We start from the raw sequence: 17,382 nt of genomic DNA, 5'->3' as shown, positions 1-17,382 counted from the left end.
CTCGATGTGGTTCCTGGTCACACAATGCTCAGGTCGCATGACACCATCCCACCACCTACAGCCCGGAGCTTGGACGGTGATCCGTAAGAAACTGCCTAGTAGGCGACGGGTCCGGTGAGCTCGGTGACCGCCTGCCGGGCGGCCCGGGGGAGGCCGAGCAGCGCGCGGGCCCGGTGCGCGGCCGCGAGCTGCGCGGCCCCGTGCGGGCCCCAGTCGAAGAGCTCCAGCACCTGCTCCGGGGTGGCCAGGACCCGGGCGCGGGCGCGGCCGGTGGCCGGATCGACCGGCGGAGGGCCGAGCAGGGTGAGGGCGGCGGCGTGACGGACGAGCGCGTACGGCCCGTCCGGGGCGAGGAGGTGCCCGAGGTACAGGGGCCGGGCGGCCGTGGCCGCGGCCGCCCCGTCGGCTTCGCGGACCAGCGTGGCCCAGGGATCGTCGTGGTCCGCCGGTTCGGGCGTCCCGCCGGGCAGGCGGGCCGCGCCCGTGTCGGGGTCGAGGAGGACGAGCACCCGCCCGTCCGGGGCGAACAGCCAGCCCCGCGACTCCCGGACCGGAAGGCCGTCGGGGACGGGGGAGGGGTGGAAGGGGCGGTGGTCGCGGTCCCGTGCGGTGCGCAGGACGCCGACCCGGTCGAGGACGCCGGGGGCGATCGGGACGCCGTTCTCCAGGAGCGCGGGGCCGGCGCCCTCGATGCGGGCGCGCAGCGCGGACAGGGCGCGGCGGGCGTCGCCGGGGATCATCAGACCGGGCAGGTCGGCGGGCTCGACGAACTCCACGGCCTCGACCTCGTGACCGGGCAGCCGGATCGAGGCGATCCGGTCCTCGTCCCAGACGCCTCCGTCGAAGACGTGCACGATCTCGCCGGGGAACCGCATGACCTCGGGCGCGCCGAAGCCGTCGACGGACACCCAGTCGACGGCGAGGCCCCGGTCGACGGCCGCCGTGACGCCGAGTTCCTCCCCCAGCTCCCGGCCGGCGGCGCGGGCGGGGGACTCGCCCTGGTCGACGGCCCCGCCCGGCAGGAGGCGCCAGGGCCGGTAGTCGACGCGCTGGACCAGGACCTGCCCGTACGCGTTGGTGATTAGCACGGACGTCCCGGCCCACAGGGCGGCGGAGGCGCGCAGGAGCCCGTACTCCTCGTCGGTCATCGACGTACCGGGAGACCCGTCGGGTGCGGAAGGCGTCGTCATCTCTCTCCGATCGGTGCGGCGCCCCGGAGGGGCGAAGGAAAGGCGGCGGCGGAAGGCGTCCGTTTCCGGGCGGCGAACCGACCCGCGGGGGTGCCCGGTGCCGCGGACACCGTCTCGTTCCCCCACGGTCCGACGACCACACGCCCTCCCCGGTTCACTCAACGGACGAGGAGCGCGGAGCGTCACGCCGGGCCCCGCCGGGAGCCCGCAAGGGGCCCCCGCCGCGCGCCGGACGCTCAGTCCACCCGGATCCCCAGGACGCACGCGTCGTCCTCGTGGCCCGCGAGCTCGGGATCGGCGAGCAGCGCGTCGATCAGCTGCCGCGGCTCCAGGGACGCGGCGGCCGCCACCGCGTCCGCCAGCCGCGCGATCCCCACGGTCACGTCCTCGCCCCGGTGCTCGACCATGCCGTCGGTGTAGAGGACCAGCACGTCGCCCGGGCGCAGCGGCGTCGACGAGGTCTCGTACGCGTACCCCGGCAGCGCGCCGAGGAGCGGACCGCGCTGCTTGGCCTCCAACGGCTCGGCACGGCCCTCGCGCAGCAGCAGCGGCGCGGGATGGCCGGCGTCGGCCCAGTGCAGGACCTTCTCCTCGTCGAGGTGGCCGACCACCACCGTGGCCGTCTGTCCCGTCGGATCGCTGCACACCAGCTCGTTCAGCCAGGTCGTGATCTCCCCGGCGGACGCGCCCGTCTGCGCCAGGCCCGCCAGGGCGTGCCGCTGCTGCGCCATCCGCGCCACGGCCTCCAGGCCGTGCCCCGACGCGTCCCCGATGGCCACGAGCACCCGGCCGTCCGGCAGCAGCCGGCACTTGTACCAGTCGCCGCCCACCGCCGCGTCGGGCTCGGCCGGCCGGTAGGAGGCCGCCACGGTGAGCCCGACCGCCGCGAGCGCCTCCGAGTGCGTCGGCAGGATCGCCTCGCGCAGCGTGTCCGCGATCCTCCGCTCCGCCTCCGTCTGCCGCCGCAGCCGGTCCGTCTCCCGCTCCGTCTCGGCCAGCCGCCGCCGGCTGCGGATCTGCGGCGTGAGGTCGCGGGCCACCAGGTTGAGGGCCCACGCCCTGCCGTCCGTCCCGGTGACCGGCCGCCCGAGCAGGTCGAGCGTGCGGACCTCGCCGAGCACCAGGAAACGGATCCGGGTCCAGGCGGGCTCCTCGCCCGCGAGGACCGACGTGAGGAACTCGGAGAACGCCGTCAGGTCGTCCGGCAGCAGCGCGTCGCACAGCTGGTCGAGCGACCACGGCATGCGCACGTCGGCGTGGAGGATCCGGCTGAGCCCTTCCGACCAGGTCACCTTCCCGGAGAGCAGGTCCCAGTTGCCCCACCCCATCGAGGCGAGGAACTGCGCGTCTGTCGTCATCAGCTCCGCGGTGCTCTGCAGGGGCCGCCACGTCACGAGGACCTGCTCGCCGCACCGGGCGGCGGTGTACAGCAGCGGGGTCCGGTGGATCCGGCCGAGCCGCTGCTCGGTGTAGTCCACCACCTGCCCGTTCAGCGGCTTGCCGGTGCCCACCACGTCCTTCAGGGCGGCCAGCAGGCCCGAGTCCGCCGCACCCGGCCGCGCCTCCAGGAAACGCTGTCCGACCTGGTGGTCCGGCGCCTCCAGCCAGTCCGCCGACCGGGTGCGGTTCCCGGCCACGATCCGGAAGTCCGGGATGCCCCCCGATTCGTTCCACAGCGGTTCCAGCAGTACGGCCGAGGCGGGGATCGCGGCGAGTATCGAACAGGTCCCCCGGGCACCCTGCTCATGGCTGCCGCACAGACACGGCGACGTCTCGCCCGTCTCCGCGGAGGGCGGCAGCACCGCCAGGGACCGCACCGGCGACGCACGGTCGGTGCCGGTCTGCGCCCCCTGCGGGCGTTCCGCGTTCCGGCGCACCGCCGCGCGCAGGGAGGTGACCTCGCGGCCGATCATGTCCTTGAGGGCGTCGACGCTGTCGGGCAGGGGAAAGCTCATCGTCCTCCTCCGCGAACCACACGACGTGCCGCTCGCCTCCGAGCACCGGCGCCGCCTCGTTCGGCTCCACCGGCCACTCGCCTGACGGCGACCCGCACGGCCACCGGGGACCCGGCCGTCAGGGGGGCGGCTGCCCATCCCCGGCCGGTTCATGCGCGGGTCCCGGCCGAGCCCGGGAAGACCGGACCGCGACGGCCCCCGGACCCTGGAACGTACCCCCGTCAGCGGCTTCTCGGTGGTGTCCCGGTGCCCTCAGTGGCCCCGGCCGGTGTTGAGCCGGGCGGCGCGCCGCGTCAGGTGGTCCCGCTCGGCCAGGTTCGGTGCCCGGCGGGCCGCCTCGGCGTACAGCCGCGCCGCCGTCACCGGGTCACCGGCGCGCTCGTGGAGGTACGCCGCCACCGCCGTGTACCGGGGCAGCGAACCGTCCAGCGCCGAGAGCGCCGCCAGGCCGGCCCGCGGCCCGTCGGCCTCGCCGACGGCCACCGCGCGGTTGAGCCGGACGACCGGACTGTCCGTCAGGCGCGCGAGCTCGTCGTACCACTCGACGATCTGCACCCAGTCCGTCTCCCCGGCGGTGGGCGCGTCGGCGTGCAGCGCCGCGACGGCGGCCTGGGCCTGGAACTCGCCCAGCCGGTCGCGGGCGAGGGCCGCCTGCAGGATCGCGACGCCCTCGGCGATCGCCTCCGTGTCCCACCGGCTCCGGTCCTGCTCGGCGAGCGGCACCAGGGCGCCGTCGGGCGCGGTCCGGGCCGCGCGCCGGGCGTGGTGGAGCAGCATGAGGGCGAGCAGCCCCGCCACCTCGGGGTGGTCGATCACGGCCGCGAGCTGCCGGGTGAGCCGGACGGCCTCGGCGGCGAGGTCGACGTCGCCCGAGTACCCCTCGTTGAAGACGAGGTAGAGGACGCGCAGCACGGTGGCCACGTCGCCGGGCCGGTCGAGGCGCACGCCGGAGACCGTCCGCTTGGCCCGGCTGATGCGTTGCGCCATGGTCGCCTCGGGCACCAGATAGGCCTCGGCGATCTGCCGGGTGGTCAGCCCGCCCACGGCGCGCAGCGTGAGCGCGACCGCGGACGACGGCGTCAGCGACGGGTGGGCGCACAGGAAGTAGAGCCGGAGCGTGTCGTCCACCGCGGGCACGGGCCCGGGAGCCGGCTCCTCGTCGACGAGGTCCTCGCGCCGGCGGCGGGCGGTGTCCGCCCGGGCCGCGTCGAGGAACCGGCGCCAGGCCACGGTGACCAGCCAGCCCTTCGGATCCCGGGGCGGATCGGCCGGCCAGACGCGGACCGCCGCGACCAGCGCGTCCTGTACGGCGTCCTCGGCCGCCGCGAAGTCGGCCCCGCGGCGGACGAGGATCCCGAGGACACCCGGTACGAGGCCCCTGAGCAGGGCCTCGTCCATCAGTGGCACCACTCCGTGGTGGTGGGCGGCGCGGTCAGGAAGGGACGCACCTCGAGCCACTCGTGGATCGGCTTCCCGCCCGCCCCGGGGGCGGCCGACAGCTCGCCCGCCAGCTCGACGGCGCGCTCGTGGCCGTCGACGTCGATCACCATCCAGCCGGCGATCAGGTCCTTGGTCTCGGCGAACGGGCCGTCGGTGACCGGCGGGCGGCCCTCGCCGTCGTAGCGGACCCACGACCCCTCGGGGGCGAGCGCCTGACCGTCGACGAACTCGCCGCTCTCCTGCAGCCGGGCCGCGAAGTCGTTCATGTACCGCACGTGCGCCGAGATCTCCTCCGGCGTCCACCGCTCCATGGGCACGTCGTTGACGGCGGCCGGGGCGCCCCGGTAGTGCTTCAGCAGCAGGTACTTGGCCATGGTGTCTCTCCTCGGAGGGGGTGCGGCCCATTGTGGTCGCGTTCACCCCCGGGACGGAGCGGGGCACGGCTTCTCGACATCGCCGGCCGAAGTTTTCTGGCTTCTTCCCGGACCCTTCCCCGGCACCCGTGAGAGAGGGGGCGGCCCCCGACCCTTCCCCGGCACCCGTGAGAGAGGGGGGCGGCCCCCGGTCCGGAGCCGCCCCGGCCTCATCGCCGCCGGGGGAGGTGCGGGCCCCGGAGGGCGGCGCGGGCCGCGTTGGCGCCGGGGGCCCCGTGGACGCCGCCGCCCGGGTGCGCCGTGGCGGAGGCGAGGTAGAGGCCCCGGATCGGGGTGCGGGGGCGCCCGGTGCCCGGCGAGGGACGGAAGACCAGCTGCTGGTGCATGCCGGTGGTGCCCTGGTTGATGGCCCCGCTCACCAGGGCCGGGTTGAGCCGCTCCAGATCGGGCGGCGCCAGGACCCGCCGGGCGCGTACGGCGGCGCGGAAGCCGGGCGCCAGGCGTTCGACGCCCGCCTCCACGCGGTCGGCGATCGCCTCCTTCTCGCGCTCGTCCCAGCGTCCGCGGATGCCGTCCCGCCCGGCGTCGGACCGGATGTGCTGTGGGACGTGCGTGTAGCCCCAGGCCGATTCCGTACCGGCGGGGGAGCGGCTCGGGTCCGCCGTGGTCATCTGCCCGAGCACGGTGAACGGCACCTCCGGCACCTGCCGCATGGCGATCTGCCCGGCGAAGCGGGTGAGCGCGTCCACGCCCTCGGCCACGTGCACCGTCCCGGCGCGGCGCGCGCCCTCGGAGGTCCAGGGGATCGGGCGGTCGAGGGCCCAGTCCACCTTGACCGTGGAGAAGTCCCACTGGAAGCGGCGCAGATCGGCGCGGAGCCGCGGCGGCAGGTGCTCCTCGCCGACGAGGCGCTCGTACAGCAGGGGTGCCGGGACGTCGGCGAGGACCGCCCGCCGCGCGGGGACCTCGGTGCCGTCGTCGGTGCGGACGGCGACCGCCCGGCCGCCGCGGACCACCACCCGGGCCACGGGACGGCCGCAGTGCAGCTCGCCGCCCCGGTCGAGCAGCCGCGCCACGAGCGCGTCGGTGAGTCGCCCCGCCCCGCCCACGGGCACCGGGAAGCCGTGGTCCTGCCCGAGCATGCTCATGAGCCAGCCGAAACCGCCGCCGAGGGCCGACTCGGGTCCCAGGTCGGCGTGGAGCGCGTTCCCGGCGATCAGCAGCTTCCCGCCCTCGCCCGCGAAGTTCTCCTCGCCGAAGCGGCGGGCGGGCAGGAGCATCGTGCGCAGCAGCCGCAGCGCGTCGCCCGGACCGGTCCTGGCGAGCAGCCGCGTCCCCGCCCGTACCGGCGGGAACGGGGTGAACAGGCACCCGATCACGTCGTCGGCGACGCCGCGCCAGAGCCGGTGCAGCCGCTCCCAGGCCGCGCCGTCGCCGTCGGCGAAACCGGCCACCGAGGCGGCGGTCTCCCGGACGTCGCGGCTGAGGACCGCGCAGCGTCCGTCGGCGAGCGGATGGGCCAGGACGGCGGGGGCGTGGCTCCAGCGCAGCCCGTACCGGTCGAGCGCGAGGTCCCGGATCACCGGCGAGGCGGCGGCGAGCGGGTAGAAGGAGCTGAACGTGTCGTGGACGTGGTCGGGGTGGACGCTCCGGTCGCTGCGCACGGCCCCGCCCGGCTCGTCCCGGGCCTCCAGGACGACGACGTGCCATCCGGCGTCGGCGAGGAGGTTGGCCGCCACCAGACCGTTGGGCCCGGCGCCGATGACCACGGCGTCGGGCGCCGTCACGTCCGCGCCCCCCGCTCCCGGTCGGCTCCCCGCCCCCGGCCCGCCCCCCGCCCCCGAGCGGTGGCGACCTCCTCCAGGCGCGCCAGCATCCCGCGGTGGCGCAAGCGCGTCAGCGCGTCGACGGCCGTGTTGTGCCAGCGTGCCGCGGGACCCCGGAGTGGGTGCTCGTCGACGATGACGAGGGTGTCGTCGCCCCACGGTTCCAGCCGGAAGGCGATGCGGGCGGTGCCCAGGTCGGTCTTCGCCTCCAGTTCGAGACGGCGGCCCGGCTCGCAGATCCGGGAGGTGGTGCGGCCCCGGTAGGACTTCGGTCCGAGCTTCAGGACGAACCCCAGCTCCGCCCCCGGGGCGGGCCACTTCCCGTCCTCCTCCCAGGTGTCGTGGGTGCCGACCACGAACCGGGAGTACAGCCGGCCGTCGCTCAGGACCGACCAGACGTCCTCGGGCGGGGCTTTGACGAGACGGTTCCACTGTGCCATGGCTGGGATCTCCTCAGGAGGAAGTCGGGAGGGACGTCGTAGTCGTAAGGGAGGTCAGGAGGGACGTCGGAGGGGAAGCCGGGAGCGGACGCGGAGGGCGCCGACCACCAGGCCGGCGCCGACGCCCAGGGCGGCGGCCCGGCGGCCCGCCGTACGGATCCGCGCGTGCCGGCCGCCGGACACCGCCGTGGTGTCCCCGGACGGGTCGTGGAGGATGCCGGCGGTGACCGGCGCCGTACCCGGCACGTCGAAGTAGTGGTCCTCGGTACGCCGCCGGATCACGCGCCGCACCAGGGCGGGCGCCAGGGCGTGGGCGGCCGGCAGGGACCGCGCGCCCGGTCCGACGACCACGCGCCGCCGGGGGCGGACCGCCGCGCGCACGACGGCCGCCGCCACCCGCTCGGGGGTGGCGACGGCCGGAAGGGAGCGCAGACGGCGGCCCGTGTGGTTGGCCGCGTGCTGGAAGAACGGCGTGTCGACGCCGGTCGGCAGGACGGTGCACACGGCGATCCCGTGGTCGCCGGAGAGCGCCAGTTCCTGGCGCAGCACCTCGTCGAGGGTGATCAAGGCGGCCTTCGAAGCCGCGTAGGGGCCCTGGTACGGCGCCTCCACGGCGCCCCCGAGCAGGGACGAGAGGTCGATGATCACGCCCCGGCCCCGGCGGCGCATCGCGGGAAGCGCCGCCCGCACCCCGTGGAGCACGCCCAGGACGTTGACCTCCCACAGCCGGCGCACGTCCTCCGACGGCACCCGGTCGAGGCGGCCCAGGACTCCGACCCCCGCCGCGTTCACCCAGACGTCGACCCGGCCGAACCGGTCGAGCGCCGTCCGCGCGACCCGGTCCACCGCGGCCGCGTCCGTGACGTCGGCGGGAACGGCCACCGCCTCGGCCCGGGGGTGGGCGGCCGCGCACTCCCGCACCACCTCGTCCAGGACGTCCGTGCTGCGGGCGGTGACGACCAGGCGCGCGCCGCACCCGGCGAACGTCCGCGCCACGGCGCGCCCGATCCCGCTCGACGCGCCCGTGACCACGACGACGGTCCCGGGCGCGAGCACGCGCGCTCCTGTCTTCATGCGTCGCATATGACCCGTTTCACAGGGTTCATGCGCCCGGAGCGCTCCGCCGCGGCGGGACCGGGACGACCCCCGCTCTACGCCCGCTTCCCGGGCGCGTCACCGGACGGCCGCTGCTCCTCGAACCGTCGCACGTCCTCCTCGTCCCAGGCGCGGGTGTCCCGCGGCTCCGTGTACGGCTCCCGGTCCGGCGGCATCCCACCGAGCACGGCCCGCTGCCGCACCGCCTCGGCGTCGAACTCCAGACCCAGGAGCAGGGCGAGGTTGCTGATCCACAGCCAGACCAGGAAGACGATGACGCCGGCCATCGTGCCGTACGTCTTGTTGTACGAGGCGAACTGGCTGACGTACAGCGCGAACCCGGCGGAGGCGAGCATCCAGATCAGCAGGGCCAGGACGCTGCCGGGCGTGACCCACTTCCACCCCTTGACCTTGGCGTTGGGGCTGGCCCCGTACAGCAGCGCGATCATGGCGGACACCAGCAGGACCAGGACCGGCCACTTGGCGATCGACCACACCGTCAGCGCGGTGTCACCGATGCCGAGGGCGGTCCCCGCCTGGCGTGCCAGGGTGCCGGTGAACACCACGATCAGGGCGCTGATCACCGCCAGGACCATCAGAACGGCCGTCATCCCGACCCGTACGGGAAGGAGTTTCCAGACCGGGCGGCCCTCCGGCATGTCGTAGACCTGGTTGGCCGCCCTGATGAACGCCCCCACGTAGCCCGACGCCGACCAGAGGGCGAGCACCACGCCGACGATCGCCATGACCGAACCCGTGCCGGCCTGCCCCTGGAGCTGTTCCACGGCGTTGTTGAGCATGTCGCGGGCCGGGCCGGGGGTGAGCTGCCGCAGGTTCTCCATCACCCGGTCGGTGGTCGACTTCCCGCTGATGCCGAGCAGCGACAGGAGGACCAGGACGGCGGGGAAGAGGGCCAGGATGCCGTAGTACGTGAGGGCCGCCGCCCGGTCCGTCAGCTCGTCGTCCTTGAACTCCCGCACCGAGCCCTTGAGGACCCCCAGCCAGGAGCGGCCCTTCAGCTCGGTCGGGGCGTCCGGGGCGCGCCGCTCCACTTCGGGCCCCGGCCCGACCTCCTCGGGCGTCGGCGTCTCCCGCGCCGCTGCCTCGTCGCCGCGCTCTTCGTCTCCTGCATGGTGAGATGTGGCCATGCTCCTGCGGGTGCCCCGGCCCGTCGCGCATAAGCCCACGTCATCAGGCGGCGTCGGCGCGCCCGGTGCCCGTGCCCGATCCGGACCCGCCCACGGGCGCGGACCCGCCCCGGACCGACCGGTGCCGCGCCGGACGGCGCTCCCCGACCGGCCGGTCCGGATTCCGCACCAGCCGGAGATGACGCCGGCCGGCATGGCGCGACGTCTTCGGCGGGGTCATGACCCGGTCCTCGACCCGGTCCATGAGGAACAGGAGCAGTCCCAGCAGGGGCAGCAGGAGAACGGCGATCACAACCACGGCACTTTTCCTCCTCGTCGAACGCGTCGGCCTCGCCGACCGCGTTTCCTCGCTCCCCGAGCGGGTGCCCGCATCCGCGTCCGACGCGCGACGGCTCGTGTGAAGGTTCTGCGACCGAAGGGACCGGGACCGGGATCGAGGCCGAGGCCGAGGCCTGGACCGGGATCGGGATCGAGGCCGGACCCGCCTCCGGTCCGGCCCCGGCACGGCGATGCCCGGGCGTCTCGCCCCGGCACACGGCCCGCACGCTCCCCGCTCGCTAGGAGGCCGACGACAGCACGGCGACGCCCGGCCCGTCCAGGTCGCCGAACGCCGCCTCCCGCCCGCAGACGGCCAGGAGCAGGGAGAGCGCGGGTCCGGTGACCTCCGGCCCCGCGCCCATCCGCACGTCCGCGTCGGTCGCGGAGAGCCGGACGCGGGCCAGCAGCTCCCTGGCTCCGCCGAACGACGCCGGGGTCCGCACCTGCAGACGGAGCGCCCGTCCGACGGCCGAAGGCGGATAGGCGCGGGTGAGCCCCAGGGGCCTGCGGATGTCCTCGCCGTGGACGACCTCCTCGACGAGCCGGCTGTCGAGGGGCGCCGGCGGGGTCGACCTCCGTGACGCCACCCGGCGCAACCGCTCCAGCGTCTCCCCGGGCGTGGCGCCGCGTTCGCGGGCCACCCCCCGGGCGTTCTGGCGGTCGAAGTCGAACCGCGCCCCGGCCAGACCGACCACGAACCCCAGGCGCGTCGTACGGGCCGTGTCGACCAGATGGGCGACCACGTCGTGCACGGTCCACCCGGCACAGAGCGAGGGCTCGTCCCACTGCTCCTCGCCGAGGCGCCCGAGGTCCTCGACGAGCGCGGCGCGCTCCGCGTGCACCATCGGCCAGACGTCCTGCGCCATGGCTCCTCCTCCGTCGGTCACGATGTCCGACAGTGAGGACCGCCGGGGCGACGGGAACTCATCGCCCGGCGCGCCCGCTAGCCGGCGGCCATGTCGGGGCCGGGCAGGAGCGTCTCGTCGAGGTGGTAGCCGAGCTGGTGCAGGCCACGGGCGACGGCGATCGCCCGCCCACGGAGCTCGGTGACCTCCGCGGGCTCCCGGGCGCCCCGCGCGGGAGCCCGGTCGGTGCCGGGATCGGGCGGGGGCGGCGTGGCCGCCGACACCGCGTCCCAGGCCTCACGGGCGATGCGCTCCGCCGTGGCGTCGTCGATGCGGCGGCCACCGTCCCGCGCGTCCTCGTCCCGCCCCTCCCGGGAAGCGGAGGAGCCGGTGGCCCCGGCAGCGTCCCGCTCCCGCTCCGGGGCCGGATCCATACGGCTCAGATGGGCCTCGATGGCTGCGCGCGCCGCACGGACGTCGGCCGACTCGGCCGGGTCCCCTTCCGGTTCTGTCGTCATGCAGGCACCGTAAGCGCGCGGGTCGCCACCGGGACGGCGCCACGCAGCGCGCCCGTCCCGGTTGGCCCGGACGCCGGGCCGGCGCGGTCACCGGCTCCCTCGCGGGGCGACCTCAGTAGGTGTGTCCGACGTGTGCGAGGGCCTGCTTCAGCAGTGCTCCCCGCCCACCCGGCATCTCGCCCTGCACGGCCGGGGAGGCCGCTTCCTGCGGGCTGAACCAGACGAGGTCGAGGGCGTCCTGACGGGGACGGCAGTCGCCGGCCACCGGCACGATGTAGGCGAGGGACACCGCGTGCTGGCGGGGGTCGTGGTACGGGGTGATGCCCGCCGTGGGGAAGTACTCGGCGACGGTGAAGGGCTGGAGGGAGGCGGGGACCCTGGGCAGGGCCACGGGACCGAGGTCCTTCTCCAGGTGGCGCAGCAGCGCGTCACGGACCCGCTCGTGGTGCATGACACGGCCGGACACCAGGGTGCGGCTGATCGTTCCGTCCGCGCCGATGCGCAGGAGCAGCCCGACGCTGGTGACTTCGCCGCTGTCGTCCACGCGCACGGGGACGGCCTCGACGTACAGGATGGGCATGTGGCCCCTGGCCATCTCCAGTTCGTCCGTGGACAGCCAGCCGGGCGTGGTCTCGGTCATATCAGACATCGCTTGATCATACTTACCCGGCCGGTCCCAGCGGAACGGGGCGGGAGGGGCACACCGCTCGTTCGGGTGAGGTTTCCGGGGAACTCCCGTACGGCTTCCCGGCGCCCCGGCTCGCCGGGGGAGAAGACCGATGCCCGTCCGGACGTTCGGATTTTGCGGATCAGGCATACGCTATTGCTCATGGAGCAAAGCGAAGAAGATCTGGACGGTCTGGTACGCAAGCGGATCCGCGCCCTGCGGGTGGCGCAGGGCTGGTCCCTTGAGGAGCTCGCCACCCGCGCCCGGCTCAGCCAGTCCTCCCTGAGCCGCATCGAGAACGGCCGGCGCCGCCTGGCCCTCGACCAGCTGGTCATCCTCGCCCGCGCCCTGGACACCACGCTCGACCAGCTCGTGGAGACCGCCGCCGAGGACGTCGTCATCAGTCCGATGGTCGACGGCGCGCGCGGACAGCTGCGCTGGCCGATCAAGGGCGAGCCGGGCATGACCGTCATCCGCCAGCGGATCACCGACCCCCCGCCGGACAACCCCTCCCGCATGCGCGCGCACCCGGGACGGGAATGGCTCGTCGTCCTGTCCGGCACGGCGACCCTCATGCTGGGGCACCGCCGCTTCCGCATCGAGACCAACCAGGCCGCGGAGTTCCCCACGATGATGCCGCACGCGATCGGCGCGGAAGGGGGCCCGTGCGAGCTCCTGGGCATCTTCGACCGCGACGCCCGCCGCGGCCACCAGCGCGACGACGGCGACCGCGACTCCCGGGAGCCGTCGGGCCGGTGAGACGGTGCGGGGCGGCCGCGTCTTGCGCCTCGGGCAGCGAACGGGGCGATTGTCTTGCGCAAAAGGAATGAAGTCGTGCCGCAGACGCATGGGCGTCCTAGCGTGGAGGCATGACCCACGCACACCCCCACTCCCACTCCGGCTCCTCCGCGCACTCCCACTCCCGCTCCCACGGCGCGGACAGTCAGGCGGAGATCCTCGACCTGGACGCGGAAGTCCTCGCCGAGCACACCGCCGCCCTCATCTCCTGGCTGCCCCTCCGGACACCCCCGCGCGAGATCGTGGACCTGGGCTGCGGCACGGGAGCGGGCACCTTCGCCCTCCTCGACCGCTTCCCCGAAGCCCACGTCACCGCCGTCGACTCCTCGGCCGAGCACCTTCAGCGGCTGAGGGAGAAGGCGTGCGCCCGGGGCGTGGAGGGGCGCGTACGCACCGTGCAGGCCGACCTCGACCGGACCGACTGGCCCGACCTCGGCACCCCGGACCTGGTGTGGGCCTCGGCCTCCCTGCACCACATGCTCCACCCCGACCGCGCCCTGCGTGAGGTCCACGACCTCCTCGCCCCCGGCGGACTGTTCGCCGTGGTCGAGCTGGCCGGCTTCCCCCGCTTCCTGCCCGAGGACGCCCCGGAGGACCGGCCCGGCCTGGAAGAGCGCTGTCACACCGCGAGCGACCGCTTCCACGCCGAGCACGTGCCCCACCGGGGCGCCGACTGGGGGCCGATGCTCACCGGCGCCGGATTCGTCCTCGACGGCGAACGCACGATCACCGTGAACGTCGAGGCCTCCCGCGACGAGACGATCGGCGCGTACGCCCTCGGCGGTCTGCGGCGCATCCGGCACGGCGTCGCCGACGTCCTCCCGCCCGAGGACCTCGCCGCGCTCGACCGGCTCCTCGACACCGACGGGCCCCACAGCATCCTGCGCCGCGACGACCTCGGCGTACGCACCGAGCGCACCGCCTGGGCCGCCCGCCGCGAGGGCTGATCCACGGTTCGACCTCAGTGGTCGTCGACGGCGACGGGGACGCCCAGGCGGTCGGCCACGGCGGTGAGGGCCGCTCCCAGGGGGAGCGCGACGCGGGTGACGGCGTACCGGTCGCCCCGTGTCGGGTCCCGGTTGACGATCAGCACCGGTTTCCCTGCCTGGGCCGCCTGGCGCACGAACCGGAGCCCGGACATCACCGTCAGGGAGGAGCCCAGGACCAGCAGCGAGGTCGCCTCGCGGACCAGCTCGCGGCAGTGCTCGACCCGGGACGGCGGGACGGCCTCGCCGAAGAACACCACGTCGGGCTTGAGGACGCCGCCGCAGAGCGCGCAGGGCATCACGCGGAAGTCGCCGACCTGCTCGTCGGTGAGGTCGGCGTCGCCGTCCGGGTTGATCCCGGCCGCCACCGGATCGAAGCCCGGGTTGGCCTCCTCCAGCCGCCGGGCGAGGTCGCGGCGCGGGCTGAAGGTGCCGCAGGAGAGGCACACGACCCGGTCCAGGCTCCCGTGGAGTTCCACGACGCCCTCGCTGCCGCCGGCCTGGTGCAGACCGTCGACGTTCTGGGTGATCACGCCCGAGAGCAGGCCGTGCCGCCCGAAGGCGGCCACGGACCGGTGCCCGGCATTGGGGCGGGCCCGGCCGAAGGTGCGCCAGCCGAGGTGGCTGCGCGCCCAGTAGCGGCGCCGGGCCAGGGGGCTCGCGGTGAAGTCCTGGTAGGTCATCGGGGTGTGCCGACTCAGGCTCCCGCCCTCGCCCCGGTAGTCGGGAATGCCCGACTCCGTGGAGAGGCCCGCTCCGCTGAGCACCAGCACGCCGCCGGCGCCCAGCGCGTCGACGACCGGCTCCGGGTCCGTGGTGCCCGGCGGCAGGTCCTCGCCGGGGGTCCAGCTCAGGGTGGGACGCATGCGCATGCCGCCAGGGTACGGAACGGGCGCCCCCACCCGCCTCCGCCGCGACGGCACCGCGGCCCGGGACGCCGCCGCGCGACCCGGGGCGGGGACCGGCGGGGGACGGGCCCCCACCGGATCGGCACCCGCACCGGCCGGACGGGGCGGGACCGGCCGGACGGGGCGGAACCGTCCGGCCGGTGCGCACCGGTCAGACGAGGCAGAACTCGTTGCCCTCCGGGTCCTGGAGGACCACCGCGTAGTAGTCCATGCCGTTCGGCTCGTCCATCGCGTACAGGACGGTGGCGCCGATCGCCGTCAGCCGGGCCACCTCGCCGTCCACCCGCTCCCGGCGCAGCGCGAGCGGCACCTCGCGGCCGCCGCCGACCTTGAGGTCCAGGTGGACGCGGTTCTTGACGGTCTTCGGTTCCGGGACGCGCTGGAACCAGACCCGGGGACCCGTGCCCTCCGGGTCCACGATGGACTCCGGGAGCTCCCCGGCGTCCCCGCCCAGCTCCTCCTCGGGAACACCGATGGCCTCCCAGTACGCCCGCCAGGTGGCGTGGCCCGCGGGCGGCGGATCGGGGACGTACCGCAGGGCCTCCAGCCAGAAGGGCACGAGGCGCTGGGGGTCGGCGCAGTCGATGGTCAGCTGCAGGGTCATCTCGGGGCGCCCGGAACGCCCGGGGTGCTCGGAGGGTGAGGTTCGGTCCATGCCACGAGCTTCCCAGACCCCACTGACAGACGACCGTTTCACGCCAACAGGCCAGATGTGGAACGTCGTTCGTCCATCCCTACCAGTGAGTCACCTCCTGGGGGAGAATCACCCGCAGGCGACGAACGAGGGGGAACCGTCCATGACCGTCACCACCGGTGCCGAAGCGCCCGAACTCGCGGGGAACCCGCTGCTCGGCTCCATGCTCGACCTCAAGAACGACTCCCTGGAGACCTTCCTGCGCGCCCGGCGCGAGCACGGGGACGTCGTACGGATCACCGCGGGACCGCCCGGCATCCGCGCCACCGTCTACGGCGTCTTCTCCGCCGAGGGGGCGCAGCAGGTCCTCGCCGGCGAATCGGCCAACTTCCGCAAGGACAACGCCTTCTACCAGGAGGTCCGCGAGTCCTTCGGCAACGGTCTCCTCACCAGCCAGGACGAGGACTACCTCCGCCAGCGCCGCCTCGTCCAGCCCCTCTTCACCCGCCGCCGCGTCGACGGTTACGCGGCGGCCGTCGCCGCCGAGGTCACCACCCTCACCGGGGAGTGGCGGGACGGCGGCGCCGCGTCCGTCGACGTCCTCCAGGAGATGGCCCGGCTCGCCCTGCGCGCCGTCGCCCGCATCCTCTTCGGCACGGACGTCGACGCGGCCGTGCGGATCGTCGAGCGCAGCTTCCCCGAACTCGGCGCCTACGTGCTGCGCCGCGGCTTCTCCCCCCTCAACGTCCCCCGCAGCTGGCCCACCCCCGGCAACCGCAGGGCCGCGGCCGTCCACCGGGCGCTGTACGAGGTCTGCGACCGCATCATCGCCGAACGCCGCGCCTCCGGCCGGACGTCGGACGAGGGCGACGACCTCCTCACGCTCCTCGTCGGGGCCGAGAGCGCCGAGGACGGCAGCTTCGACGCCACCGAACTACGCGAACAGGTCCTCGTCTTCCTGCTCGCCGGGCACGAGACCACCGCCACCTCCCTCGGCTTCGCCCTCCACCTGCTCGGCCTCCACCCGGAGGCGCGGAAGCGGGCGCGGGAGGAGGTCGACCGGGTCCTCGCGGGCCGCACCCCCGGCGCCGCCGACCTCGACGCGCTGCCCTACGTCACCCAGGTCCTCAAGGAGGCCATGCGCCTCTTCCCGGCCGCCCCGGTCGTCGGCCGCCGCGCCGTCGCCGCCACCGAGATCGGGGGCGTCACCATTCCGGCGGGCGCGGACGTCCTCGTGGCCCCCTGGGTCACCCACCGCCACCCGGACTACTGGGAGGACGCGGAGCGCTTCGACCCCGACCGCTTCACGCCCGAGGCGGAGGCCGCCCGCCCCCGGTACGCCTGGTTCCCCTTCGGCGGCGGCCCGCGCGCCTGCATCGGCCAGCACTTCTCGATGCTGGAGTCGGTGATCGCCCTGGCGATGATCCTCCAGCGGTACGACTTCGAGGCCATCGACACCGAGGTGCCCCTCACCTCCGCGATCACCCTCCAGGCGGCGGGCCCGGCCCGCTGCCGCCTGATCCCCAGGGAGGCGTAGCCACCACCCCGGAGCCGAGGGCCCGGCCCGGCTCCGGGCCCCGGGATATTCCGTACCGCACCGGTCGGCGGAAGTGCAGACTCGCCCCATGGTGGACACGAGGGCGTTCCAGGAAGAGATCGGCCGCTGGGCGGCAGGCGGCTCCGGCGGTACGGCGAGGGAACTGGCCCCGGGGCTGCGGACGGCGGTGCTCCTGGAAGGGCCGAGCGACTTCGCGGCCGTGGAGACCCTGGCCGCACGGCGCGGCCGGGACCTCGCCGCGGAAGGCGTGTGCGTGGTCTCGATGGGCGGGGCGATGAACATCGCCCGCTACGCCGCTCTGCTCGGACCGCCCGGCCTGGGCCTGCGTCTGACGGGGCTGTGCGACGAGGGCGAGCAGGGCTTCTACGAAAGGGGTCTGAAGCGGGCCGGGGCGCCGCCCGGGGGCTTCTTCGTCTGCGTGGCCGACCTGGAGGACGAGCTCGTCCGCGCGCTGGGCCCGGAGCGGGTCGAGGAGATCATCCGGACGGAGGGCGACCTGCGGGCCTGGCAGACCTTCCTGAACCAGCCCGCACAGCACGGCCGGTCCCGGCAGCGGCAATTGCGGCGCTTCCTCGGCACGAAGAAGGGCCGCAAGATCCGCTACGGCCACCTCCTGACGGAGGCCCTCGACACCGGACGGGTGCCGAGACCCCTCGACGACCTCCTGACGAGTCTGTGACCG

Annotated in this window: 18 protein-coding genes; 4 read left to right on the top strand and 14 right to left on the bottom strand. The window is 74.9% G+C overall.

All coding sequences use genetic code 11. From position 1 onward, the window contains the following. Positions 1-95: 95 nt before the first annotated feature. From ADL08_RS18965 to ADL08_RS18910, 12 genes are all read right to left on the bottom strand, one after another. A complete protein-coding gene (locus ADL08_RS18965; RefSeq protein ID WP_234352188.1) occupies positions 96-1,148 on the bottom strand; it encodes an NUDIX domain-containing protein in 1,053 nt (350 codons plus the stop codon). 278 nt (positions 1,149-1,426) lie between these two features. After that, positions 1,427-3,145: a PP2C family protein-serine/threonine phosphatase gene (locus tag ADL08_RS18960; protein ID WP_053644472.1), complete on the bottom strand. Its 1,719-nt coding sequence runs from the start codon at positions 3,143-3,145 to the stop codon at positions 1,427-1,429. 252 nt (positions 3,146-3,397) lie between these two features. After that, the gene (locus ADL08_RS18955) at positions 3,398-4,543 is read right to left on the bottom strand and encodes an RNA polymerase sigma factor (protein WP_053644470.1); all 1,146 of its coding nucleotides are present in this window, start codon (positions 4,541-4,543) and stop codon (positions 3,398-3,400) included. Then, positions 4,543-4,959, bottom strand: coding sequence for a YciI family protein (locus tag ADL08_RS18950; RefSeq protein WP_053644468.1), 417 nt, complete (start codon positions 4,957-4,959; stop codon positions 4,543-4,545). Before ADL08_RS18950 ends, ADL08_RS18955 begins: the two co-directional genes overlap by 1 nt. 209 nt (positions 4,960-5,168) lie before the next feature. Continuing rightward, positions 5,169-6,746 carry a phytoene desaturase family protein gene (locus tag ADL08_RS18945; protein ID WP_053644466.1) on the bottom strand — a complete coding sequence of 526 codons (1,578 nt, stop codon included), beginning with the start codon at positions 6,744-6,746 and terminating at the stop codon, positions 5,169-5,171. Next, positions 6,743-7,225: an SRPBCC family protein gene (locus tag ADL08_RS18940; protein ID WP_053644464.1), complete on the bottom strand. Its 483-nt coding sequence runs from the start codon at positions 7,223-7,225 to the stop codon at positions 6,743-6,745. Before ADL08_RS18940 ends, ADL08_RS18945 begins: the two co-directional genes overlap by 4 nt. A 54-nt stretch (positions 7,226-7,279) precedes the next feature. After that, complete coding sequence (locus ADL08_RS18935; protein WP_053644463.1) at positions 7,280-8,299, bottom strand: SDR family NAD(P)-dependent oxidoreductase; 1,020 nt, start codon at positions 8,297-8,299, stop codon at positions 7,280-7,282. Positions 8,300-8,376: 77 nt separating this feature from the next. After that, positions 8,377-9,468, bottom strand: coding sequence for a YihY/virulence factor BrkB family protein (locus ADL08_RS18930; RefSeq protein ID WP_078968270.1), 1,092 nt, complete (start codon positions 9,466-9,468; stop codon positions 8,377-8,379). A 43-nt stretch (positions 9,469-9,511) separates the two neighbouring features. Continuing rightward, the gene (locus ADL08_RS18925) at positions 9,512-9,766 is read right to left on the bottom strand and encodes a hypothetical protein (protein ID WP_107092054.1); all 255 of its coding nucleotides are present in this window, start codon (positions 9,764-9,766) and stop codon (positions 9,512-9,514) included. Between the two features lie 259 nt (positions 9,767-10,025). Further along, positions 10,026-10,652 carry a maleylpyruvate isomerase family mycothiol-dependent enzyme gene (locus ADL08_RS18920; RefSeq protein ID WP_053644459.1) on the bottom strand — a complete coding sequence of 209 codons (627 nt, stop codon included), beginning with the start codon at positions 10,650-10,652 and terminating at the stop codon, positions 10,026-10,028. Positions 10,653-10,729: 77 nt separating this feature from the next. After that, a complete protein-coding gene (locus tag ADL08_RS18915) occupies positions 10,730-11,149 on the bottom strand; it encodes a hypothetical protein (RefSeq protein ID WP_159043097.1) in 420 nt (139 codons plus the stop codon). 112 nt (positions 11,150-11,261) lie between these two features. Then, positions 11,262-11,789 carry an NUDIX hydrolase family protein gene (locus ADL08_RS18910; RefSeq protein ID WP_053644454.1) on the bottom strand — a complete coding sequence of 176 codons (528 nt, stop codon included), beginning with the start codon at positions 11,787-11,789 and terminating at the stop codon, positions 11,262-11,264. 189 nt (positions 11,790-11,978) lie between these two features. Between ADL08_RS18910 and ADL08_RS18905 the strand changes: the two genes are divergently transcribed. Together ADL08_RS18905 and ADL08_RS18900 are read left to right on the top strand one after the other, a co-directional pair. Next, positions 11,979-12,575, top strand: coding sequence for a helix-turn-helix domain-containing protein (locus ADL08_RS18905; RefSeq protein WP_053644452.1), 597 nt, complete (start codon positions 11,979-11,981; stop codon positions 12,573-12,575). 110 nt (positions 12,576-12,685) lie between these two features. Beyond that, on the top strand, positions 12,686-13,561 hold the full coding sequence (locus ADL08_RS18900; RefSeq protein ID WP_053644450.1) for a class I SAM-dependent methyltransferase: 876 nt from the start codon (positions 12,686-12,688) through the stop codon (positions 13,559-13,561). Positions 13,562-13,575: 14 nt separating this feature from the next. Here the strand turns inward: ADL08_RS18900 and ADL08_RS18895 are convergent, their stop codons facing one another. Both ADL08_RS18895 and ADL08_RS18890 read right to left on the bottom strand, forming a co-directional pair. Continuing rightward, positions 13,576-14,472 carry an NAD-dependent protein deacetylase gene (locus ADL08_RS18895; RefSeq protein WP_053644448.1) on the bottom strand — a complete coding sequence of 299 codons (897 nt, stop codon included), beginning with the start codon at positions 14,470-14,472 and terminating at the stop codon, positions 13,576-13,578. A gap of 187 nt (positions 14,473-14,659) precedes the next feature. Beyond that, complete coding sequence (locus ADL08_RS18890) at positions 14,660-15,163, bottom strand: VOC family protein (RefSeq protein ID WP_053644446.1); 504 nt, start codon at positions 15,161-15,163, stop codon at positions 14,660-14,662. Positions 15,164-15,305: 142 nt separating this feature from the next. On the opposite strand from ADL08_RS18890, the gene ADL08_RS18885 reads away from it, so the two are divergent. Beyond that, positions 15,306-16,679, top strand: a complete 1,374-nt coding sequence (locus ADL08_RS18885; RefSeq protein ID WP_053644444.1) for a cytochrome P450 — start codon at positions 15,306-15,308, stop codon at positions 16,677-16,679. A gap of 88 nt (positions 16,680-16,767) precedes the next feature. Beyond that, positions 16,768-17,379 (top strand): TOPRIM nucleotidyl transferase/hydrolase domain-containing protein, encoded by a 612-nt coding sequence (locus ADL08_RS18880; RefSeq protein ID WP_053644442.1) that lies wholly within the window; start codon positions 16,768-16,770, stop codon positions 17,377-17,379. Positions 17,380-17,382 lie beyond the last annotated feature (3 nt).

Source organism: Streptomyces sp. NRRL F-6492, assembly GCF_001280125.1.
Classification (GTDB): Bacteria; Actinomycetota; Actinomycetes; order Streptomycetales; family Streptomycetaceae; genus Streptomyces.
This window is presented reverse-complemented; position numbering and strand designations above follow the sequence as displayed.